Source organism: Streptomyces coeruleorubidus, assembly GCF_028885415.1.
In the GTDB taxonomy this organism is placed as follows: domain Bacteria; phylum Actinomycetota; class Actinomycetes; order Streptomycetales; family Streptomycetaceae; genus Streptomyces; species Streptomyces coeruleorubidus_A.
The window spans coordinates 1,350,576-1,372,485 of record NZ_CP118527.1; the positions used below are offsets into that span (position 1 = coordinate 1,350,576).

Annotated in this window: 16 protein-coding genes; 8 read left to right on the top strand and 8 right to left on the bottom strand. The window is 72.5% G+C overall.

Annotated elements, in window-relative coordinates:
* Positions 1-34: 34 nt before the first annotated feature.
* From PV963_RS06270 to PV963_RS06285, 4 genes are all read right to left on the bottom strand, one after another.
* Positions 35-1,144 (bottom strand): ABC transporter permease, encoded by a 1,110-nt coding sequence (locus PV963_RS06270; RefSeq protein WP_274814585.1) that lies wholly within the window; start codon positions 1,142-1,144, stop codon positions 35-37.
* Positions 1,141-2,955, bottom strand: a complete 1,815-nt coding sequence (locus tag PV963_RS06275; protein WP_274814586.1) for a sugar ABC transporter ATP-binding protein — start codon at positions 2,953-2,955, stop codon at positions 1,141-1,143. Before PV963_RS06275 ends, PV963_RS06270 begins: the two co-directional genes overlap by 4 nt.
* A gap of 67 nt (positions 2,956-3,022) precedes the next feature.
* Entirely contained in the window at positions 3,023-6,031 is a 3,009-nt protein-coding gene (locus PV963_RS06280; RefSeq protein WP_274814587.1) for a SpoIIE family protein phosphatase, read from the bottom strand.
* Between the two features lie 147 nt (positions 6,032-6,178).
* Positions 6,179-6,601, bottom strand: coding sequence for a secondary thiamine-phosphate synthase enzyme YjbQ (locus PV963_RS06285; protein ID WP_184981134.1), 423 nt, complete (start codon positions 6,599-6,601; stop codon positions 6,179-6,181).
* A gap of 122 nt (positions 6,602-6,723) precedes the next feature.
* On the opposite strand from PV963_RS06285, the gene PV963_RS43940 reads away from it, so the two are divergent.
* From PV963_RS43940 to PV963_RS06305, 5 genes are all read left to right on the top strand, one after another.
* Positions 6,724-6,807, top strand: a complete 84-nt coding sequence (locus tag PV963_RS43940) for a putative leader peptide (protein WP_349817350.1) — start codon at positions 6,724-6,726, stop codon at positions 6,805-6,807.
* Positions 6,808-6,938: 131 nt separating this feature from the next.
* A complete protein-coding gene (locus PV963_RS06290) occupies positions 6,939-7,808 on the top strand; it encodes an ABC transporter permease (RefSeq protein WP_274814588.1) in 870 nt (289 codons plus the stop codon).
* Complete coding sequence (locus PV963_RS06295) at positions 7,781-8,521, top strand: ABC transporter ATP-binding protein (RefSeq protein WP_274814589.1); 741 nt, start codon at positions 7,781-7,783, stop codon at positions 8,519-8,521. The genes PV963_RS06290 and PV963_RS06295 overlap by 28 nt, the downstream gene beginning before the upstream one ends.
* 64 nt (positions 8,522-8,585) lie before the next feature.
* Positions 8,586-9,611, top strand: a complete 1,026-nt coding sequence (locus PV963_RS06300; RefSeq protein ID WP_274814590.1) for an ABC transporter substrate-binding protein — start codon at positions 8,586-8,588, stop codon at positions 9,609-9,611.
* A gap of 232 nt (positions 9,612-9,843) precedes the next feature.
* The gene (locus PV963_RS06305; RefSeq protein WP_274814591.1) at positions 9,844-10,920 is read left to right on the top strand and encodes an NAD(P)-binding domain-containing protein; all 1,077 of its coding nucleotides are present in this window, start codon (positions 9,844-9,846) and stop codon (positions 10,918-10,920) included.
* Between the two features lie 433 nt (positions 10,921-11,353).
* Here the strand turns inward: PV963_RS06305 and mltG are convergent, their stop codons facing one another.
* The gene (mltG, locus tag PV963_RS06310; protein WP_274814592.1) at positions 11,354-12,199 is read right to left on the bottom strand and encodes an endolytic transglycosylase MltG; all 846 of its coding nucleotides are present in this window, start codon (positions 12,197-12,199) and stop codon (positions 11,354-11,356) included.
* Between the two features lie 43 nt (positions 12,200-12,242).
* Complete coding sequence (locus tag PV963_RS06315; protein ID WP_274814593.1) at positions 12,243-14,045, bottom strand: ABC transporter ATP-binding protein; 1,803 nt, start codon at positions 14,043-14,045, stop codon at positions 12,243-12,245.
* Positions 14,046-14,150: 105 nt separating this feature from the next.
* On the opposite strand from PV963_RS06315, the gene PV963_RS06320 reads away from it, so the two are divergent.
* Positions 14,151-14,600, top strand: coding sequence for a MarR family winged helix-turn-helix transcriptional regulator (locus PV963_RS06320; RefSeq protein WP_274814594.1), 450 nt, complete (start codon positions 14,151-14,153; stop codon positions 14,598-14,600).
* A gap of 102 nt (positions 14,601-14,702) precedes the next feature.
* Here the strand turns inward: PV963_RS06320 and PV963_RS06325 are convergent, their stop codons facing one another.
* On the bottom strand, positions 14,703-16,121 hold the full coding sequence (locus PV963_RS06325; RefSeq protein ID WP_274814595.1) for a cation:dicarboxylate symporter family transporter: 1,419 nt from the start codon (positions 16,119-16,121) through the stop codon (positions 14,703-14,705).
* A 177-nt stretch (positions 16,122-16,298) separates the two neighbouring features.
* Positions 16,299-17,906, bottom strand: coding sequence for a peptide-N4-asparagine amidase (locus PV963_RS06330; protein WP_274814596.1), 1,608 nt, complete (start codon positions 17,904-17,906; stop codon positions 16,299-16,301).
* A 201-nt stretch (positions 17,907-18,107) separates the two neighbouring features.
* Here PV963_RS06330 and PV963_RS06335 point away from each other — a divergent pair, with 201 nt between their 5' ends.
* Together PV963_RS06335 and PV963_RS06340 are read left to right on the top strand one after the other, a co-directional pair.
* On the top strand, positions 18,108-19,976 hold the full coding sequence (locus PV963_RS06335) for an ABC transporter ATP-binding protein (protein ID WP_274814597.1): 1,869 nt from the start codon (positions 18,108-18,110) through the stop codon (positions 19,974-19,976).
* Positions 19,973-21,754: an ABC transporter ATP-binding protein gene (locus PV963_RS06340; protein ID WP_274814598.1), complete on the top strand. Its 1,782-nt coding sequence runs from the start codon at positions 19,973-19,975 to the stop codon at positions 21,752-21,754. Before PV963_RS06335 ends, PV963_RS06340 begins: the two co-directional genes overlap by 4 nt.
* Positions 21,755-21,910 lie beyond the last annotated feature (156 nt).

Here is a 21,910-nt window from a genome sequence, read left to right on the forward strand (position 1 = left end):
GTGAGGGGATCGGCGCGGCGGGGATGCCGGGGGGTCAGGGGGGTGTGCCTGCCGTGCCGCCCTCCGGGGTCGGGGAGGACGGCGGCGGGGAGGACGGTGACGGGGGTGGCGCGGCGGGTGTGTCGCGGGCCGCGGCGCCGCCGCGCAACCGGCGGCGGGCGGCGTATCCGGCCAGGCCCACGGCGATGAGCAGGGTGCCGCCGTGGAACAGCGGCACCGTCCAGAAGTCGGCGCCCAGCTGGGCGATGCCGGTCAGGCCGACGGCCAGGACGGCGACGGCGACGACGGTGCCGAGGGCGTTGGGCCGGCCGGGTTTGATCGCCGTGGAGCCGAGCAGGGCGCCGACGAAGGCGGGCAGCAGGTAGTCGAGGCCGACGCTCGGGTTGCCGATCTGCTGCTGGGCCGCGAGCAGCACACCGGCGAAGCCGACGATCAGCCCCGAGGCGGCGAACGCGTAGACGGTGTAGGTGCGCGTCGGGATGCCGACGAGGTCGGCCGCGCGTGGGTTCGACCCGACGACGTACAGGTACCGGCCGAGCGGCAGCCGCTCCAGCACCAGCCAGAGCAGGCCCGCGAGGGCGAGCACGTAGAAGGCGGGGACCGGAAGGCCGAGGAACGTGGAGTCGTAGAGGTCGGTGAACGCGGGCGGGAGGCCCTGCGGGCCGGGGACGATCCGGCTGCCGTCGGTGATCCAGCCGGTCACGGCGTACATCATGCTGCCGGTGCCGAGGGTGGCGATGAAGGAGTCGATCCGGCCGAACTCGACGACGACGCCGTTGAGGACGCCCACGACCAGCCCTCCGGCGAGCACGGTGAGGCAGGCGAGCGGCCAGGGCCAGTTCTCGTTGACGACGAGCTGCATCACCATGACGTGGGCCAGTCCGAGACCGTAGCCGATGGAGAGGTCGAACGCGCCGGTGACGATGGGCACCATTGCGGCCAGCGCGAGGACGGCCGGGATCGACTGGGCGGACAGGATCGAGTCGACGGTGTCCAGCGTGGGGAAGGTGCGCGGCAGGGCGAGGGAGAAGACGAGGTAGAGCAGGGCGGTGAGGGCGAGGAGGCCGTAGGCGCCGATGTGGTGCCCGCCGGGGGCGCGCAGGCGCCCGGGGTGGGGCGAGGAGGGGGAGGGCGGTTCGGTCATGGGTTCGTCGCGGCCGTGGACGGGGGCAGGGCCGAGGCCGCCCGGGTGAGCCCGGTGACGGTGAGGGCGCTGCCGCTCAGCTCGGCCGTCACGGCACCCCGGACGAAGACCAGGGTGCGCCCGCACACGCTCGCGACCTCCTCGAAGTCGGTCGACAGGAGCAGGACCGCGAGGCCCGCCGACAGCGCCTCGTCGAGCAGCCGGTGGATCGCGGCCTTGGCGCCGATGTCCACGCTCGCGGTCGGCTCCTCGAGGATCAGCAGCCGCAGCTGGGTCCGCAGCCAGCGGCCGATCATGACTTTCTGCTGGTTCCCGCCGGAGAGCGTGGCGATGGGGGCCTCGCTGTCGCGGGGGCGCACCGAGAACCGGTCGATCAGGGCGGCGGCCTGGGCACGTTCGCGGCGGGGACCGATCCACCGCGGCGCCGCCCGGCCTCCCGCGCGGGGATTGGCCAGGAGGTTCTCCCGTACGGTCAGTTCGGCGAGACAGCCCTCGCGCAGCCGGTCGCCCGACACGAAGCCGACACCGAGGGCTACGGCCTCCGCGACCGTGCGGGGGTGGTAGGGCCGCCCGTGGAGCACGACCCGCCCCCCGAGAAGCGGCCGCGCCCCGGCAAGGGCACGTCCCAGCTCCGTGTGCCCGGCATCCGAGAGCCCGACCAGTCCGAGGACCTCTCCGGCGGCTAGTTCCAGGCTGACGGGTCCGGCCAGGGGGGTGCGTACGGAGTCGAGGGTCAGGACGGGTGGGGTGGCTGGTGGGGTCTCGGCTGGGCGGGCGGGAGCCGGAGGGCCGGCAGGGTGGTCGGTGGCCGGAGGCCCGGCGGGGCCGGCGGCAGCCAGAGGCCCGCCAGGACGATCAGAAGCCGGAACACCGGCCGAGCGGTCGACGTCCGGAGACCCGCCAGGACCAGCGGCAGCCGGAGACCCGCCAGGGCGATCAGAAGCCGGAACACCGGCGGGGCGATCGACGGCCGGAGTCCCGGCAGCGCGGTCGGCAGCCGGAGCACCGCCAGCGCGGTCGGCAGCCGCCGGGTGGGGCGTAGGTGGCTGTTTCTCCTCGCCGACGATGTCGTGGACCAGGCGGGCGGGGCTGTGGTCCGCGAGCCGGCCGTGGCTGACGAGGCGGCCGTCGCGCAGAACGGCGAAGGTGTCGGCGACCTGGTACACCTCGTCCAGGCGGTGGCTGACGTAGAGGATGGCGTGGCCGCGGTCGCGCAGGTCGTGCAGGACGCCGAAGAGCCGGGCGCTGTCCGCAGCGGGCAGGCGGGCGGTCGGCTCGTCGAGGACGATGAGCTTCGCGCGGGCCGCCAGGGCCCTGGCGATCGCGACGAGCGAGCGCTCGGCCGGTGCGAGCCCGGAGACCGGCGCGTCGGGGTCGAGGTGCCCGGCGACGATCCGCAGCGCCTCGACGCAGCGCTCGCGGGTGTGCCGCCAGGAGATCAGGCCGCTCCGGCGTGCGTATCCGTTGGTCAGGGCGATGTTCTCGGCGACCGTCATCCACTCCACGAGACCGAGGTCCTGGTGGATGAAGGACATGCTCCGGGACGCGGCAGGGCTGCCGAGGGGCCGGCCGTCCACGGTGATCTGCCCCGCGTCGGCGGGGTGGACGCCGGCGAGGACCTTGATGAGCGTGGACTTGCCGGCCCCGTTGGGCCCGAGGAGGGCGAGCACGCTGCCGGCGTGGACGTCGAGGTCGACCCCGGCCAGCGCGACGGTCCCGCCGAACCGCTTGCCGAGCCCGCGGATACGGACCAACGGCTCCGGCCCGAAGGGTGAAGCCGCCTTGACCGGCGTGTCAGGAGCGTCGCGCACTCGATCAAATTACAACATTTCGGGCACTTTTCGGCCGCTGTGACCCCCACGCGGGTCGGCGGGCGCGTCACGCGGCGTCGAGCCCGCATTCGGCCCAGATGACCTTGCCCTCCGGCAGGTAGCGCGTGCCCCAGCTCTGCGAGAGCTGCGCGACGAGGAACAGGCCGCGTCCGCCCTCGTCCGTGCTGGCCGCCCGGCGCAGATGGGGGGCGGTGTTGCTGGCGTCGGAGACCTCGCAGATCAGGGTGCGCCCGTACAGCAGCCGGACCCGGATGGGCCCGGCACCGTGCCGGATGGCGTTGGTGATCAGCTCGCTGAGGATCAGCTCCGCGGCGAACGCGGTCTCGTCGAGCCCCCAGTCGGACAGGCGGCGCATCGCCAAGGCCCGGACCTCGCCGACGAGCGCCGGGTCGGCGGACAGCTCCCAGCTCGCGATCCGGACCGGGTCCATGGCGTGGACGCGGGCGACGAGCAGGGCGATGTCGTCGTGCGGGTGCGCGGGCGCCACGGTGTCCAGGACGGCCTGGCAGGTCTCCTCGGGCGCGCGCTCCGGATGGGCCAGGGCCACGCGCAACTGCTCCAGCACCACGTCGACGTCGCGGTGCCGGTCCTCGATGAGTCCGTCGGTGTAGAGCACCAGCTGACTGCCCTCGGGGACGTCGATCTCGACGGCGTCGAACGGCAGGCCCCCGAGACCCAGCGGGGGCCCGGCCGGGAGGTCGGGATAGGACACGGTGCCGTCGGGGCGGACGAGTGCGGGCGGCGGGTGACCGGCACGCGCCATGAGGCACCGCTGCACGGTCGGGTCGTAGACGGCGTACAGGCAGGTCGCGCCGATGACGCCGGCGCCCTTGCCGTCGGGGTCCTCCCGGTCCAGGCGGCCCACGAGGTTGTCCAGGTGGGTGAGGACCTCGTCCGGGGTGAAGTCGAGCTCGGCGAAGCTGCGGGCGGCGGTGCGCAGCCGGCCCATGGTGGCCGCGGAGAGCATGCCGTGGCCGACGACGTCGCCGACGAGGAGCCCGACACGGGCCCCGGAGAGCGGTATGACGTCGTACCAGTCCCCGCCCACGTCGGACTCGGCGGGCAGATAGCGGTGGGCCACCTCGACGGCGTCCTGGTCGGGCAGACCGTGCGGGAGGAGTCTGCGCTGGAGGGCCAGGACCATGGTGCGTTCGTGGGTGTAGCGCCGGGCGTTGTCGATGGACAGGGCGGCGCGGCTGGCGAGTTCCCGGGCCAGCGAGCGGTCGTCGTCCCCGTAGGGGCTCCCGGCGCGGTAGAAGCTGGCGATGCCCAGGACGACGCCACGGGCGAGCAGGGGCACCGCGATGAGGGAGTGGACGTGGGCGAGCAGGCGTGCGGTGTGCTCGGGGTCCTGGGCGAGCCAGCCCGCGGCGGCCTTCAGGTCCGGTTCCAGCACCGCCTCGCCCTTGGTCAGGCAGCGCAGCTGGGGCGCGGTCGGGCCGAAGTCGATGCGCTTGCCGGGCGGCGTGAAGGGCAGGCCCTCGCGGACGCCGTGCAGCACCGTGCGGCGCAGGTCGGCGAGGGGGTCGGCGGACTCCTCGCCGCGCAGGACGGCATCGGGCAGGTCGATGGTGACGAAGTCGGCCAGGCGCGGGACCGCCGTCTCGGCCAGTTCCTCGGCGGTGCGGCGCACGTCCAGAGTGGTGCCGATGCGGGCGCTGGCCTCGGACAGCAGCTCCAGGCGCCGGCGCGCGGCCAGGGCGTAGGCCCCGACGTGCGGCTCCCCCACCATCACGAGCCCCCGGGCCGGGAACGGTGAGCCGGAGCGGTCGTCCGCCGCGCCCCTGCCGCCGTCGGCCGGTCCCCGGCCGCCGTGCAACGCCTGCCTTCCGCCGTCCGCCACGCCCCCGCCGCCTGCCATGTCCCTACCGCCGTCGGTCGCGCCCCTGCCACCCTCGGCCGTGACGGTGTCGCCGTCGGCCGTGACGGTACCGCCGGGCCCCGCCGGTCCCCGGTCACCGTCGGGCTCCGCCGATCCCCGGTCACCGTCGGGCGCGACGACCGGGACGGGCGCGGCCGCGACGTGCCCGGACGGCAGGGTGAGCGACGGCCGTGCGGGCCGTGGGGCGACCGAGAGGGCGGCGAGGTCCGGCAGCTCGTCCGCCTGGTGCGGCAGGACGAGGGACTCGCCCGCCGAAGCGCCGGGCAGCACGGCCTCGATGGCGAAGCCCCGCACCCCGGAGGCGCTCGTCATCGGGCGGCTCACGAGCGTCACCCGCCGGCCGCCCGGCAGGGTCACGTCGACGGCGGCCCGCTGCCCGCGGGAGATCAGCTCGGCGGCCATCTCTCTCAGGATCGCCTGGTCACGGGGGTGGAACTCGTCAGCCAGCGCGTCCAAGGCCATCCCGCGGTGCGGGCCGGCCCCGACCCCGGTGGCCAGGTACGTCCGCAGCAGGGCGCGCTCGTGCGCGGAGCTCTGCCCCAGCAGCCGGCGCTCGATGTTCTCGGCCGCCCGGCGGATCGCCGCCCCCAGCGCGGGGTGTTCGAAACTGCGCGGATAGCCGAAGCACAGAACGCCCTCGATGCGTCCGCTGAGCGGATCACGGACGGGCATCGCGACGCAGGCGTTGCCCTGGGAGCGTTCCGCGAAGTGCTCAGCGCCGTAGACGCGGATGAGCTGCCGCTCCGCCAGGGCGAGGCCGATGCCGTTGGTGCCGGCGACCTGCTCGGCGAACACGAACCCCGGGACCCGCTGGATCGCCGGGAGGCTCCTGGCCATCGACGGGTCCCCGAATCGGCGCAGCAGGACCGTCCCGTTCGCGTCGGCGACCGAGATGTTGATCTGGCTGCCGGAGAACGCGTCCTGGAGCCGGTCCAGCACCGGCACGGCCGCGCGGACGATACGGCCTCCCGGGTCGAAGTCCTCCCGGTAGGGGAGGTCGGTCTGGTCCGGCGACAGGCCCAGGGACCGGGAGCGCTGCCACGAGTTCAGGATGGACGTCCGTACACCCGTCTCGACCGGCTCGCCCCGGAGAAACCGCTCGCGAAGCCGGGCGGGCCCCGTGCCGTCAGTCGCACGCCCCGCCGGCTTGGGTTCCTCGCCGGACCGAACCACGCTTCGCCTCGCTTGCGCCCGCGATCATCCGCTGCTCGGAAGAGAATCTGGCATTGACGAGAATACGGGCATTACAGGCAGGCGTCACGGTGCGCCAGAACCGTTCGGGCGTCGCGCAGGGGCGGCTCCGGCCGGGCGGAGGCACGCTCATCCCAGGAAACTCAGCCGCACCTTCCGCTCCGGGTTGTCCTTGTTGGTGTCCACGAGGCACACCGACTGCCACGTCCCGAGCTCCAGCCGGCCGCCCAGCACCGGCAGGGTCGCGTGCGGCGGGACGAGGGCCGGCAGGACGTGGTCGCGGCCGTGGCCGGGACTGCCGTGCCGGTGCTGCCAGCGGTCGTCGGCGGGCAGCAGGGTGTGCAGTGCGGCCAGGAGGTCGTCGTCGCTGCCGGCGCCGGTCTCGAGAACGGCGATCCCGGCCGTCGCGTGCGGGACGAAGACGTTGAGGAGGCCGTCACGCCCGGCCGCCGCCTCCCGCAGGAAGGACTCGCAGTCGCCGGTGATGTCGACGACCCTCTCCGTGGATCCGGTGCTGACGTTCAGGACTCGGGTGGTGAAGACATCTGACATGCCTCCATCCTGACGCACGCGCCGGGTTCCGCCCGGCCGCCCCCGCCCGGGTGGCGGTACAGACGTCCACTGGACGAGACGCCCGTTGACCGTGCGCATGCCATCTGGCTAGGTTCGGCGGCATGTTGCGTTCAGCCCTGCTCACCACGCGCGGTCACATCGACCTGCTGCGGGTGGCCTCCGCCGCGTGTCGCCGCGGCTGCTGACGCCCTTCCTCTCCTCACCTTCCGGTTCCCTCGCCTTGGTTCCGCCTGCCCGCTGAGCGCGCCTGCTCTCGTCGGTGCGGCGGCGGCGAGGCGTGCCTCCTTCCGCCCTCGCTCTCCCCCGTGGAGCCTTCATGAGCATCAGTCATGCCCCGCCCGTGTCATCGAAACCCGATATTTCGCCTATATCGGGTTCCGGTCTCGATCTCCAGCCGCTCGTCCCCACCTCCTCCCGCCGCACCCGCGTCCCCCGCTGGCTGCGCCGCACCACCGGCCCGGTCCTGTTGCTGGCCTTGTGGCAGCTCCTCAGCAGCACGGGCGCGTTGCAGCCGGACGTGCTCGCCTCTCCCGGCCGTATCGCCCAGGTCGCCGGGGACATGGTGGCCGACGGCTCGCTGCCCGCGGCCATGGGCACCTCGCTCCAGCGGGTCGCGGCCGGGCTGCTGCTCGGACTGGTCGTCGGCACCGGACTCGCCCTGCTCTCGGGCCTGTTCCGGATCGGCGAGGACCTGGTGGACGCGCCCGTGCAGATGCTGCGGACCGTGCCGTTCGTGGGTCTCATCCCGCTGTTCATCATCTGGTTCGGCATCGGCGAGGCCCCCAAGGTCGCCATCATCACGCTCGGCGTGACCTTCCCGCTCTACCTCAACGTGTACGCCGGGATCCGCGGCGTGGACGCCCAGTTGATCGAGGCCGGGGAGTCCCTCGGGCTGTCGAGGTGGGGGCTCGTGCGGAACGTCGTCCTCCCGGGTGCGCTGCCGAACGCCATGACCGGTCTGCGCTACTCGCTCGGCATCGCCTGGCTCGCGCTGGTCTTCGCCGAGCAGGTCAACGCCGACTCCGGCATCGGGTTCCTCATGGTGCAGGCGCGGGACTTCCTGCGGACCGACGTGATCGTGGTCTGCCTGGTCGTCTACGCCTTCCTCGGCCTGCTCGCCGACTTCATCGTCCGCTCCCTCGAAAGGCTGCTGCTGCAATGGCGACCGACGTTCACCGGCCGGTGACCCCCCAGGCGGTCCATGTCGAAGGGCTCACCCGGTCCTTCGACGGCCGTGCCGTCATCGACGACCTGCGACTGGACGTCCGGCCGGGCGAGTTCGTGGCCCTGCTCGGCCGCAGCGGCTGCGGCAAGTCGACGCTGCTGCGCATCCTCGCCGGGCTCGACCGCGACATCGAGGGCACCGTGCTGGTGCCGCGCCGCAAGGCCGTCGCCTTCCAGGCGCCCCGGCTGATGCCGTGGAAGAAGGTGTGGCGCAACGTCGTGCTCGGGCTGCCCGGCAAGCCCGAACGCGCCGTCGCCGAGCGGGCCCTCGACGAGGTAGGCCTCGGCCACCGCTCGGACGCCTGGCCCAAGACCCTCTCCGGCGGTGAGTCCCAACGCGCCTCGCTCGCACGGGCGTTGGTGCGTGAGCCCGATCTGCTGCTGCTCGACGAGCCGTTCGGCGCGCTCGACGCGCTCACCCGGATCAAGGCCCAGCGGCTCGTGGGCGAGTTGTGGCAGCGCCGGGGATGCGCGGTGCTCCTGGTCACTCACGACGTGGAGGAGGCCGTCCTGCTCGCCGACCGCGTCCTGGTGATGGACGGCGGCGTCATCGCCCACGAGCAGCGCATCGACCTCGACCGTCCCCGTGACATCACGGACCCGCGTTTCGCCGCACTGCGCGCCGGCCTTCTCGAACGCCTCGGCGTCGAGGCGACGGCCGCCGAAGCCGCCTGACCTCTCCACGTACGAACCCCCACGTACGCGACCCACACGTACGACCCACACGAACGGAACCGCCATGCGACGACGTCCCGCCCCCGCCGCCCTGCTCCTCCCCCTCGCCCTGCTGCTCACCGCCTGCGGCGGGAACTCGTCCGCCAGCACCTCGGACGGCGGCACCGACGGCCATGGCTCCGTCACGATCGACGTCGGTGACCAGAAGGGCGGATCGGAGGCCATCCTGCGGGCCGCCGGGGAACTGAAGAACCTCGACTACAAGATCAAATGGTCCACTTTCACCTCCGGACCACCCCTGCTGGAGGCCGTCAACGCGGGGGCCGTCGACATCGGCGGCGTCGGCAACACCCCGCCGGTCTTCGCGGCCGGAGCGGGCTCGAAGATCAAGGTCGTGGCCGCCTGGCACGGCACGTCCAAGGGCGACACCATCCTCGTCCCGAACGACTCGTCCCTGAAGAGTCCCGAGCAGCTCAAGGGCAGGTCCGTGGCCGTCGCGCAGGGTTCGTCCGCGCACTACCAGCTGGTCGCGTCCCTGAGGAAGGCCGGGCTGAAACTGAGCGACATCAAGGTCAAGTACCTCCAGCCGGCCGACGCGCTCGCCGCGTTCACCGCCGGCAAGGTCGACGCCTGGGCGGTGTGGGACCCGTACACCTCGCAGGTGCTGAAGGCCAGGCAGGGCCGGGTCCTGACCGACGGCGACGGCGTGACCAACGGGCTCACCTTCCAGGTCGCGGCGCCGGACGCGCTGAAGGACAAGAAGAAGGCCGCCGCGGTCAAGGACTACCTGGAGCGGCTGCGGCGCGCCTACCGGTGGGTGTGCGACCACGAGGAGGAATGGGCGAAGGTCTGGTCTAAGGACACCGGGCTCCCCGAGGACGTGGCGCTGGCCGCGGTGAAGCGCACCTACACGACCCGGATCGCGGTCGCCGTCGACAAGCCGCTGATCGCCTCCGAGCAGGAGATCGCCGACACGTTCACGGCGTTGAAGCTCATCCCGCGCAAGGTCGACTTCGCCGGCTTCACCGACCCCAGGTTCAACGGCGGCCTGCCGCCGTCGACAGCGGAGCCCCGGCCCTCGGAAGGCTAGGGTCTGTCGTTTGGATCAGGTCGCAGGGAAGCGACTGTTCTGCTCGGTGCCGGCGAGCGGGGTCTGGTGCGTGCAGCTGCAAGGCGGAGGAGGGCGTCGACGCGGAGCGTCGGCAACCGACGACAACGCCGCAGATGCGCGTGCCAGACCCCGCGTCTGCGGCGTGATCCGCAAAGTCCCGCCACCCCGATCAGCCGGGAAGATCCACGATCCCGGCACGGTTGGTAGAAGCGTGAACAACACACGCGAGGTCGAGGTAGTCGTCATAGGCGCCGGTCAGGCCGGTCTGGCCGGCGCCTATCACCTGCGGCGGTCCGGTTTCGAGCCGGACCGCGACTTCGTCGTGCTGGACCACTCCCCCGGTCCTGGCGGCGCCTGGCAGTTCCGCTGGCCGTCGCTGACGTACGGCAAGGTGCACGGGATGCACGCGCTGCCGGGGATGGAGCTCACGGACGCGGATCCGGCCCGCCCGTCCGCCGAGGTGATCAGCGACTACTTCGACCGGTACGAGCGGGCCTTCGACCTGCAGGTGCGCCGCCCCGTCGACGTGCGGGCCGTGCGCGAGGGGCCCGGCGGGCGGCTGCTCGTGGAGACCTCGCAGGGCGTGTGGTCGACGCGGGCGCTGACCAACGCGACCGGCACCTGGGACCGGCCCTTCTGGCCGCGCTATCCGGGCCAGGAGACCTTCCGGGGGCGGCAGTTGCACACCGCGCAGTACCCCGGGCCACAGGAGTTCGCCGGGCAGCGGGTCGTCGTGGTGGGCGGTGGCGCCTCGGGCACGCAGCATCTGCTGGAGATCGCCTCGTACGCGGCTGCCACCACCTGGGTGACCCGGCGTCCGCCCGTCTTCCGTGAGGGCCCCTTCGACGAGAACGCGGGCCGGGCGGCCGTCGCGCTCGTCGAGGAACGGGTACGGCAGGGGCTGCCGCCCAGGAGCGTCGTCTCGGTCACGGGACTGCCGCTCAACGACGCGATCCGGCAGGGCATCGAGGAGGGGGTGCTCGACCGGCAGCCGATGTTCGACCGCATCACGGCGGACGGTGTGGAGTGGAACGACGGCCGTCACGTCGAGGCCGACGTCATCCTCTGGGCCACCGGCTTCCGCGCCGCCATCGACCACCTCACCCCTCTGCGCCTGCGCCAGCCGGGCGGCGGCATCCGCCTCGAGGGCACCCGCGCGGCCGTCGACCCGCGCATCCACCTCGTCGGCTACGGCCCGTCGGCCAGCACCATCGGCGCCAACCGCGCCGGCCGCGCGGCCGTACGTGACATCAGGCGACTGCTGGAACGGGAGCCGGCCGCCGTGTGACGCCGGCCGGTCACCCGGATGCCGGCACGGGCACCGGTAGCCGTCCGGCGCCCGAGCCGGGGCACCCGGTTGCCGGACCGACCCGGGACACCCGGCCGCCGGCAGACGCACCGAGAGCCCCGCAACGCCCAACCCGGCACACCCGGCCGCTGGAGCAGGAGCCGGTAGCCACGTGGCGCCCGGCGGATCACTCCGTCCCGCATGCCGGCCAACTCGCACGGCCCTTGCCTGCCGCCGCCCACGCCATCCCGCCCGTACGCATCACCGGCCGGGCCCTCGCCCGGCTCCGGCGCGCCACCAGAACCAAGCCCCTCGGGCGCGCACCACGCCCGTTCACCGCCATGAGGCCGACCGACGCCTACGGCCGATCCGATCCCCCGGCCCACGCTCCCCCGACCCGGTCACCCCTCCCCTCCGCCCGCCACTCTCCGGATCACCCGGCCGCCTGCGCCCCGGCGGCCTTCCGCTGGGCGTTGAACTCGGCGACGTTGCGCTGGTGTTCGCCGTAGTCGGCGGTGAAGCGGGTGTCGCCCGGGCGGACCGTGACGAAGTACAGCCAGTCGCCCGGGGGTGGGTTGATGGCGGCGTGCATCGCGTGCTCGCCGGGGTTGTCGATCGGCGTGGGGGGCAGGCCCATGCGCTGGTACGAGTTGTAGGGGCTGTCGATGCGCGTGTCGTTCGCCGTCGTCCGGAGAGCCGAGCGGTTCAGCGCGTAGTTGATGGTGGAGTCCATCTGCAGCGGCATGCCGCGTTCGAGGCGGTTGAAGATCACCCGGGCCACCTTGCCCATGTCGGCCCTGGTGGCCGCCTCCGCCTGGACGATGCTCGCGATGGTGACGGCCTGATAGACGTTCATGGCGTTGCGCTGCGCCCCCGCGGCGATGGGCGCGCCGTTGAACCTCTCGTTCGCGGTGTCGACCATCAGTGCCAGGAGCTTCTCCGGAGTCGTCTTCTCCTGGAGCGGATAGGTCGCCGGGAAGAGGTAGCCCTCCGGGTTGCCCTCGGCGTCGTTCGGCAGTTTGAGGGCGGCCTTCGCCAGGGACTTCCTCGTGCTGCCCGCGGGCAGGGCGAGGGCCTTGTCGACGGCGGCGTAGACCTGGCTCGCCCGCCAGCCCTCCGGGACCACCAGGGTCGCGGGCCGGCCGTCCTCTTCGGGCCCCAGGGTCAGCAGCGGCACCGCCACGGCGGTACCGACCACGACGGCTCCGGTCGCGACGAGGGCGATCCGGCCCCGGCGCGTCAGTCGAATCGTGCTCCGTGGCGGAGTGTTCTTCTGCATGCGGGCACGGTAACCCGCATATGGTCATAAACCCGGCATATTTTCATCTTGTCGGTTCCAGTTGGGCGTCCCGGCGTACGAGCGCCGCGTACCGGCCGTGCCGCTCCAGCAGTTCCTCGTGCGTACCGAGTTCGACCGCGCGCCCCGAGTCGAGGACCACGATCTGGTCGGCGTCCCGGACGGTGGACAGCCGGTGGGCGATGGTGAGCGTGGTGCGGTCGGCCGACAGCGCGTCGATGGCGTCCTGGACCGCGGCCTCCGTACGGGTGTCCAGCGCGCTGGTGGCCTCGTCGAGGATGAGGACCGGCGGGTCGCGCAGGATGGTCCGGGCGATGGCCAGGCGCTGCTTCTCACCGCCGGAGAAACGGTGGCCGCGCTCGCCGACGACGGTGTCGTAGCCGTCGGGCAGGGCGGCGATGTGCTCGTGGATCTGCGCCGCCTTCGCCGCCTGGTGCAGCTCCTCGTCGGTGGCGTCGGGCTTGGCGAAGCGCAGGTTGTCGGCGACCGAGGCGTGGAAGAGGTACGTCTCCTGCGAGACGACGCCGACCGCGCGCGCCAGGGTGTCGAAGTCGAGGTCGCGGACGTCGACCCCGTCGAGGGTGACGCGGCCGCCGGTCACGTCGTAGAGGCGGGGCACCAGGTAGCCGAGCGTGGACTTGCCGGCGCCGGTGGGGCCGACGATCGCGAGGCTGCCGCCGGCCGGGACGGTGAGGTCGATGCCGTCGAGGACCGGACCGCCCTTGTCGTCGTAGCCGAAGGAGACGTTCTCGAAGCGGACCTCGCCCTTGACCCGGTCGAGGCGGACCGGGTCCGCGCGCTCGGTGATGTCGATCGGCAGGTCGAGGTACTCGAAGATGCGCTGGAAGAGGGCGAGCGAGGTCTGGATCTGCACGCCGGTCGACAGCAGGCTCACGGCCGGGCGGAACAGGCCCTGCTGGAGCGAGACGAAGGCGACGATCGTGCCGAGGGAGACCTCGGGGCCGCCCAGCTGGAGGGCCATGCCGGCGGTCCAGTAGATCACGGCGGGCAGGGCGGCCATGACGATCGTGATGACGGCCATGCGCCAGCGGCCGGCCATGTTCGACCGCACCTCCAGGTCGACGAGTTCCTCGGACTCCTCGGCGAAGGACTTCGTCAGCGAGTCGGAGCGGCCCATGGTGCGGCCGAGCAGGATGCCGCTGACGGAGAGCGACTCGGTGACCGTGGCGGCCATGGCGGCCATCTGCTTCTGGCGCTGGGTGGTGATCTTCCGGCGTTCGTTGCCGACACGGCGGCTGATCCACACGAACACCGGCAGCAACAGCAGCGAGACGACGGTCAGGCGCCAGTCGAGGACGACCATCGCGACGATCGTGGCGACCACGCTGGTGAGGTTGGAGACCAGGGAGGTCGCGGTGGAGGTGACGGTGGCCTGCATGCCGCCGATGTCGTTGGCGATGCGGGACTGCACCTCGCCCGTGCGCGTGCGCGTGAAGAACGCCAGCGACATGCGCTGGAGCCGGCCGTAGACGGCGGTGCGCAGGTCGTGCATGACGCGCTGGCCGACCGTCGTGGAGATCAGCGTCTGGAGGACCCCGAAGACGCTGGTGAGGACGGCGCTGAGGATCATGCCGAGGGCGAGCAGGCTCAGCAGGCCCGTACGCCCCTGCGGGATCGCGACGTCGAGGATCTCCTTCAGCAGGAAGGGTGTGGCGACCGAGACCAGCGACGCGGCGCCGACCAGCAGGCCGACGACCGCGAGGCGGCCCCGGTAGGGGCGGAAGAGCCTGAGGATGCGGCGGACCTGCCGGGGCTCTTCCTTCGAGTCGGCGGGTGCGGTCCAGGGGGCTTCGTGGTCGGGGTGCATGGGCTCCTTCGAAAGAGCGATACGGCCGGGGCGAGGACGGCGGATCGGATCGTAGCTCATTGTTACCTATACTCACAATGAACATCATCCTGATATTGTTCCCGCATGACCTCCCCCGACTCCGACGGCCTGCTCGCCGAGCAGTTGCTGCGGCTCACCCGCCGGGTGCACCGCATCCAGAAGCGCCATCTGGAGCATCGCGACCTCGGCATCACACCGGCCCAGTCCCGGCTGCTGCGCACCCTCGCGCACTGGGGTTCGCCGCCACGCATGGCCGACCTGGCCGAGCGCCTGGAGGTGGTGCCGCGGGCCGTGACGACACTGGTCGACGGGCTGGAGGCGAGCGGCAAGGTGCGGCGGGTCCCGGACCCGGCGAACCGGCGGGTGATCCGCATCGAGCTCACGGACGACGGCCGGGGCGCGTTGCGCGAGCTGCGGGCGGCGCGCAGGTCGGCCGCGGAGGAGATCCTCGCGCCGCTGACGGAGGAACAGCGCGAGGCGCTCGGGGGGTTGCTGAACACGCTGATCGACGGAGCACCGGTGCCGCGGTGCTGAGGGCCTGAAGCGCGTTCACGACCGGGCGCGCGAAACGGGCCGCGGCCGCCGCTCTCCTGCCGGAGCGGTGGCCGCGGCCCGTTCGGTGCCGGTCGGTTCGGGTCAACCGACCTCGGGGGCGGGTTCCTTGGGCTTCTGGGTGGGGATGCCCGGCGCCGGGTCCGCCGCCGCGGGGGCCTCGGCCTCACCCGAGCCGCCACCGCCGTCCCGCTCGTCATCCGGTGGGGCCGCCTCCTCCCCGTCGAGCGTCTTCTTGGCCCGCTCGATGTCCAGCGCACCCTCCCAGCGGGACACCGCGAACACGGCGACGCAGTTGCCCAGCAGGTTCGTGACGACGCGCATCGAGTCCATGATGCGGTCCACGCCGAGCAGCAGGGCGACGGCTCCGGCCGGGATGGCGCCCAGGGACGAGGCGGTCGCGGCGAGGGCGAGGAACGCCGAACCGGGGATGCCCGCCATGCCCTTGCTGGTCAGCATCAGCACCAGGACCACGGTGATCTGCTGGCTCAGGCTCAGATCCACGCCCACGGCCTGGGCGATGAACAGCGTGCCGATGGACAGGTAGAGCGAGGCGCCGTCGAGGTTGAAGGAGTAGCCCGTGGGCAGCACCAGGCCCACGGCGTCGTCGCGGGCACCGGCCCGGCGCAGCTTCTGCATCACGCGCGGCATGACCGACTCGGTGGAGGCGGTGCCGAGCGCGAGCAGCATCTCCTCGCGGATGTAGCGCAGGAACTTCCAGAGGCTGAGCCCGGTCACCATCCGCAGGGCGACGGCGAGCAGCGCGATGAACAGCGCGGCAGCCACGTAGCAGAGCACGATGAGCTTGGCGTACGTCTTCATCACGCCCAGCCCGTAGTTGCCGACCAGGTGGGCCATCGCGCCGAACACCGCGAGCGGGGCCAGCCGCATGATGAACCCGACGACCGTGAAGATCACTTCCTGGGCCTGGTCGATGGCGGGCAGGATCTTCGGCACCTTGGTGTGCCCGAGGTGCAGCAGGGCGGCGCCCACCAGGCAGGCCAGGATGAGGACTTGGAGCAGTTCGTTCTCGGCGAAGGCGCCGACGAAGCTCTCGGGCAGCGCGTTGAGGACGAACTCGGTCGTCGAGGGCAGCTGACCACCGCCCGTCGTCTGGTTCACCGCGGCGGCGTCCAGCGAGGAAGGGTCGACGTTCATGCCCTTGCCGGGCCCGACGACGTTGGCGGCGACGAGGCCGATGACCAGGGCGGCCGTGGAGGCGACCTCGAACCAGATGAGGGCCTTGACCCCGATCCGGCCGAACGCCTTCAGGTCGCCGGCCTTGGCGATGCCGACGACGACCACGCAGAACACCAGAGGCGAGATCACCGTCTTGATGAGCCGGGTGAAACCGTCGCCGAGCGGCTGGAAAGCTGTGGCCGTATCCGGCCACAGCTTTCCGACGACGATTCCGAGGACCAGCGCGCAGAGGACCTGCGCGAACAGTGAGGTACGCAGGGTGCGTGCGACGCGCCGCGGTAGGGACGGTACGGACGGTGGCACGGGGGCCTCCTAGGGGGACGGGGCACACAGAGGCCGGAGGGGACTTCTGCGATACGGAAAGCGGTTTCCGTAGCCGTACACTCTGGAGGCTGTCTTGATCGCGCACAAGACCGCAACGTTTCGGCCATGTAAAAGCGTCCTAAGTGAGGGGCATGTCACACAGGCCACACCGGCCCCTCAGCAACGACGGCGGTCCTCCGTGAGCACCCCCTGCATCGTGGTCAGCGTGCGGTCGTAGCAGCCGTGCGAGCCGTGGAGCCGGTAGCGCTCGCTCGTCGTGCCGACCGCGTGCCGCTGGTCGCGGGGCACGTTCGCCGTGTAGGTGGCGTCGCCCGTGTAGGAGTCGTCGAGCCGTGACCACGCCGTACGGCGGCCGCCGCGCGTCTCGACGGCCGTGGCGCGGTCGCCGAGGGTCAGCACGGTGCGCAGCCGGTCGCCCGCGCCGAGGGTGGTCGTGCCGTCCATCGTGTAGGTCCGGTGCGTACGCGTCGTGCGGGCCGGTCCGCGTGCGTCGACGGTCACCGACTCGTCGTCGGTCCAGGTGGCATCGAGGGCGTCGGTCGTCTCGCCGTCCACCCAGCGGTGCTCCGAGGTGTTGGCCAGTGAGCGGTCGACGGTGGTCGTGACGCGGCCGTGCGAGGTGTCGACGTATCCGGCGACGGTCAGCCGGTGGGCACCCTCGGTGTCGACCCGGTGCTCCGAACCGGGCGTATACGAAGAGGAGTTGGCGAGGTCCCCCGTCTTGTGCACGGTGAGCTTCCCGGGAACGTGGGCGCGCTGCTCGTCCTGCCAGACGAGGACGTTCACGGGGGTGCTCCAGCCGGTCTGGCCCTCGGGCACGCCGACGACCGAGACCTCGACGCGGTGCGGGCGGCCGTCGTTGAGGAGCCCGGCGAAGGGGGTGAGGTCGTAGGTGATCGGCTTGACGTCGAAGGCCCGCGGGCCCGGGATCACGTACCAGAGGAACGGGTTGGACCAGCCGCCGGTCCACACGGTCGGAAACGGCGCGGCGATGCCCGTGAGCCGGCCGTCCACGCGGATCTGCACCTCGCGGTAGGGGCCTCGGCCCGCCTTGCAGGAGTACGGCGCCGGGTCGGGCACCGTCAGGTACCAGTACTCCTCGCAGCCGCCGCCGGAACCGGTGGCGTACACCTCGGCGACGACGCGTTCGCTGTTGCGCGGGGTCGTGAGGGTGGTCGCGCCGTCGGTCCACTGGTCGAGGGTGAGGACCCGGTCGGGGCTCCTGCCGTCGGGGCGGCCCTGGTGGAACGTCAACGTGACCTTGACGTCGAGGACACCCGTGTAGGTTTCGTCGACGACGTTCCCGATGAGCATCTCGACGTCCTGACGGCCGCGGAAGGTGTCGCTGTAGCGGGTGACGTCCTTCTCCACCGACCACTCGATGCCGTCGGGCGAGGGCTGCGGTGTCGACGTACGGAAGATCTCGACCCCGCCGACGCGCAGATAGCCGAGCCGGTCGTACTGGCGCCCCTTGACCTTGCCGTCGAGCCTCAGCACCACCTTGCTCCAGCGGTCGCCGCAGTCGCCGGGCGGGGTGTACGTGCCCCGGTACGGGGTGAAGTCGCGGAACTGCGCCTGGGCGACGGTGACTTGGCAGGACCTGCCGCCGGGCTTCGTGACGGGCGGGGCGGCCGTGACCGGGTCGTGCCAGTCGGTGCCGAACTCGGCGGGGACGTCGGCCGCACGGGCGGGGCCGGTTCCGAGGAGGGTGCTCGCCAGGAGGGTCGCTCCGGCAAGCATGGACATGACGATCCGTCTCTTCATGGGCGGTGTTCTACGGGGAGTCCGCCGCCTCCGCAATGAGCACCCGCCCGCCGGGGCAGCCCGGTTCCCACCCCTGTCGGCCGGTTCCGTTCGGCGGGTCGAAAACCGGTTGCCCCCGACCACGTGGCGACGCGAACCTGTCACGGTTTGTTGCCGTCGGCCGCCCCCCCCCCACCCCCTGACACGAGCCACTGGGACGTCATGCAGATTCAAGACCTTCCGTACCCCGACCCGGGCGTGCCGGACGCGCGTTCGGGTCCCCGATTCCTGTGGTGGCTCTTCCGGAATCAGCTGGACGGGCAGCTCAAGTCGCTGGCCTGGGGGCTGCTGCACTTCGCCTCCGTCGCCGCGCTGCCGTTCTGCGTCGGTGTCGCCGTACAGGCCGTCGTCGACCGCTCCGGCGGCCAACTCGCCCTGGCGGGCGGCCTGCTGGCGCTGGCCTGCGTCGGCAACGCGGTCGGTGACACCTTCCTGCACCGCACCGCCGTCACCAACTGGATCACGGCGGCCGCCCGCGTCCAGCAGCTGCTCGCCCGCAAGGCCGCCCAGTTGGGCTCGGCGCTGACCCGGCGCGTCGCGGCCGGTGAGGTCGTGGCGGTGTCCACGGGTGACGTCGAGAAGATCGGCTGGTTCGTGGAGGCCTGGTCGCGGTTCACCGCGGCTCTGGTCACCATCGTGCTGGTCTGCGCCGCTCTGCTCGTCTACCAGCCCGCGCTCGGCGTGGTCGTCGCCGTGGGGCTGCCCGTGCTGGCCCTTGCCGTGCTGCCCCTGCTGCCCCGCGCCACCCGCCGTGCCGACGTGCAGCGCGAGAAGGCCGGACGCGCCACCGAACTCGCCTCGGACACCGTCGCCGGTCTGCGCGTGCTGCGCGGCATCGGCGGTGAGGAACTGTTCCTCGACCGCTACCGCCACGCCTCCCAGGAGGTCCGGCACGCGGCGGTGCGCAGCGCCCGGATGTGGTCCCTGATCTCCGCGATCCAGGTCCTGCTGCCGGGACTGCTGCTGATCGCCGTCGTCTGGTACGGCGTGCACCTGGCGCGCCAGGGCCGGATCACCGTCGGCGAACTGGTCACCGTCTACAGCTCGGTGATGGTCCTCACCTATCCGCTGCGGCACTTCGAGGAGATCGCCATGGCGTACTCCTTCTCCCGGCCGTCCGCCAAACGGGCCGCGGGCGTGCTGGCGCTGGAGCGGGCCACGGACACCGCCGGGTCGCGCGAGGCCGACCTCCCCTCCGGAGACCTGTACGACCCGGACACCAGGCTGCTCGCGAGCGCCGGCCTGCTCACCGCGGTGGTGTGCGGCGACCCGGACGCGGCGGGCCGGCTGGCGGAACGGCTGGGCGGACACCCGGCGCAGGAGGGCACCTCGGTGCTGCTGGGCGGCGTGCCGCTCGACGAACTCCCGCTGGACTGTGCCCGTACGGCCGTCCTCGTCCAGGACAAGGACCCGGTGCTGCTGTCCGGCTCGCTGCGCGAACTGCTCGACGTACCCGCGTCGGGCGCCGTCGAACCGCGGGCGGCGCTGGCCGCCGCGCAGTGCGACGACGTGCTGGCGGCGCTGGTGCAGGGCTCGGTGGACGCCGCCGACCCCATGGACGCCCGGATCACCGAACGCGGCCGGTCCCTGTCCGGCGGCCAGCGCCAGCGGCTCGCGCTCGCCCGGTCGCTGATCACGGACCCGGAGGTGCTCGTCCTGGACGAGCCGACCTCGGCCGTCGACTCGCACACCGAGGCACGGATCGCGCAGGGCGTGCGGGAGCTGCGCGCGGGGCGCACGTCCGTGGTGTTCACCTCCTCGCCGCTGCTGCTGGACCGCGCCGACCGGGTCGTGTTCCTGCACGACGGCGAGGTCGCGGCGACCGGCACCCACCGCGAGCTGGTGCACACCGAGCCCCGCTACCGGGCGGTCGTCACCCGGGAGACCGACGAGGAGACCGCCCTGCCCGAGCAGTCCGGCGGGGTCGTTCTCGACGACGTACTGCGAGAAGAAGGCGCGCTGCGAGAACACGACGTGCTGCGAGAAGACCACGTACTGCACGAACTGGAAGAGATCGAGGAGAAGGCATGATCGGCGTGGCGCCACCGGCGTACGACCCGGCGACCCCGACCACGGCGAACACCCTGCCGGTCGGTGCCCCCGCGACCGTCCGCGCCTATGTGGCCGAACTGCTGCGCCGGCACCGCCGGGCGTTCCTGCTGCTCGTCGCCGTCAACACGGTCGCCGTCGTCGCCTCGATGGCCGGTCCGTGGCTGCTGGGCTCAGTCGTGGAGCGGGTGTCCGACGGGGCCCGGGACCTGCGGCTGGAACTCACCGCGGGGCTGTTCGTGACGGCGCTGGCCGTCCAGGCGCTGTTCGTCCGCCAGGTGCGGCTGCGCGGCGCGATGCTCGGCGAGCGGATGCTGGCCGACCTGCGCGAGGACTTCCTCGTACGGTCGGTCGGGCTGCCGCCCGGCGTGCTGGAGCGGGCCGGGACCGGCGACCTGCTGTCGCGGATCACCACGGACATCGACCGGCTGGCCAACGCCATGCGCGAGGCCGTGCCGCAGCTGTCGATCGGCGTGGTGTGGGTGGTGCTGCTGATGGGCGGGCTGGTCGTCACGGCGCCGCCGCTGGCGCTCGCCGTGCTGCTCGCCCTGCCGCTGCTGATCGTCGGCTGCCGCTGGTACTTCCGGCGGGCGCCGGCCGCCTACCGCTCGGAGGCCGCCGGGTACGCCGCCGTGGCCGCCGCGCTCGCCGAGACCGTGGACGCCGGGCGCACCATCGAGGCGCACCGCCTCGGCGACCGGCGCGTCGCGCTGTCGGAGCGCCGGATCCGGGAGTGGACGGCCTGGGAGCGCTACACGATGTGGCTGCGGTCGGTGCTCTTCCCGGTCGTCAACGTCACCCACGTCACCGTGCTCGCCTCGGTCCTCCTGGTGGGCGGCGTGTTCGCCCTGCACGGCTGGATCGACGTCGGCCAGCTCACGACCGGCGCGCTCATCGCCCAGATGCTCGTCGACCCGGTGGGCATGATCCTGCGCTGGTACGACGAGCTCCAGGTGGCCCAGGTGTCGCTGGCCCGGCTCGTCGGGGTCCGGGACATCGAGCCGGACGCCGGCGACCCCTTGGTGGTTCCCGACGGGCGCCGTGTGCACGCCGACCGGGTGCACTTCGGCTACGTGGAGGGCGTGGACGTCCTGCGCGAGGTGTCCCTGGAGGTCTCCCCCGGCACCCGGTTGGCCCTGGTCGGCCCCTCGGGTGCGGGCAAGTCGACTCTGGGCCGGCTGCTCGCCGGGATCTACGCGCCCCGGGACGGCCGGATCACCCTGGGCAGCGCCGAGCTGTCCCGGATGCCGGCGGAACGCGTCCGCGCCCACGTCGCCCTCGTCAACCAGGAGCACCACGTCTTCGTGGGCTCCCTGCGCGACAACCTCCGGCTCGCCCGGACCGGCGCCGGCGACGCCGAGCTGTGGGCGGCGCTGGGCGCGGTCGACGCGGACGGGTGGGCCCGGGCGCTCGACGACGGCCTGGACACCGAGGTCGGCTCGGGCGGCCTGACGCTCACTCCCGCCCAGGCCCAGCAGATCGCCCTGGCCCGCCTGGTGCTGGCGGACCCGCACACCCTGGTCCTGGACGAGGCGACGTCCCTGCTCGACCCGCGCGCCGCCCGCCACCTGGAACGATCCCTGGCCAAGGTCCTCGACGGCCGCACCGTCGTCGCCATCGCCCACCGCCTCCACACCGCCCACGACGCGGACGTCATCGCCGTCGTCGAGAACGGCCGCATCAGCGAACTGGGCAGCCACGACGAACTCGTGGCGGCGGACGGGGCGTATGCGGCGTTGTGGAGGTCGTGGCACGGGTGACAAACCCCCGGGCCCGGTCTCCTGGGCGGTGACCGCCGGAGGCGTTCCGTGGCGTTGCGCGGTTCCGAGGCGGGGTGGAAGGCTGGAAACAGGCACCGGCTCGGGGGATCGCCCGGGAACCGCCGCAGCGGTTCGGCGGCGGGCGGCGCCAGTGCT